The sequence below is a fragment of the Saccharothrix hoggarensis genome, assembly GCF_042678885.1.
Lineage (GTDB): Bacteria > Actinomycetota > Actinomycetes > Mycobacteriales > Pseudonocardiaceae > Actinosynnema > Actinosynnema hoggarensis.
In genome coordinates, this window is record NZ_JBHTLK010000498.1 from 1 (window position 1) to 990 (window position 990).

General features: G+C 69.4%; 1 pseudogene. It reads left to right on the top strand.

The annotated features are described in order from the left end of the window. Window positions 1–70 precede the first annotated feature (70 nt). Window positions 71–978: pseudogene (locus tag ACFQ3T_RS36760) on the top strand (IS5 family transposase). Window positions 979–990: the final 12 nt, after the last annotated feature.

Here is a 990-nt window from a genome sequence, read left to right on the forward strand (position 1 = left end):
TGGCCGGAACGTGGCGAGGTCTCCGGTAAGTGGTTTAGCGACCAAGCAAAACCGTTGTACCGGAGACCTCGTGGCCAGCGTAGCGGCAGCGGGGCGGGCCGACTTGACCGACGCGCAGTGGGCGCTGTTGCAGCCGCTGTTACCCGTGGGGCGCAAGCCGGGCCGTCCGCCGAAGTGGAGCAAGCGGCAGTTGATCGACGGCATCCGGTGGCGGGTGCGGGTCGGTGCCCCGTGGCGCGACGTCCCGCCCGACTACGGACCCTGGCAGACCGTCTACGGATTGTTCCGCCGCTGGCAGCGGGCCGGGATCTGGAGGCAGATCCTGACCGCGTTGCAGGCCCGCGCCGACGCCACCGGGTCGATCGTGTGGGACGTGAGTGTGGATTCCACGGTCATGCGGGCGCACCAGCATGCGGCGGGTGCGCGTAAAAGGGGGATCTGCAGGTCGAACCGCCCGACACCCCGACCGGCGGGACCGAGCCGGACGATCACGGGTTGGGGCGGTCGCGGGGCGGGTGGACCAGCAAGCTGCACCTGGCCTGCGAACAACGGCGGCGGCCGTTGTCGCTGTTGGTCACCGCCGGGCAACGCGGTGACAGTCCCCGGTTCGTGCCGGTGATCGAGGCGATCCGGGTGCCGCGTCCGGACGGGGGGCGACCACGCACCCGGCCGGACCGGATTCTGGCGGACAAGGCCTACAGCTCCAAGGCCAACCGCGCCTACCTGCGGCAACGTGGGATCAAGGCGACCATCGACCAGCCCTGCGACCAGGCTGCCCACCGCAAGGCCAAAGGCTCCGCGGGCGGGCGGCCACCGACGATCGACAGGGAGATCTACAAACAGCGCCACGCCGTCGAATGCGGCATCAACCTGCTCAAACAGCACCGGGCGGTGGCCACCCGCTACGACAAACTCGCCGTCCGCTACCAGGCCACCGTCCACGTCGCCGCCATCAACATTTGGCTACGCCACATCTGAAACACGCGCTAG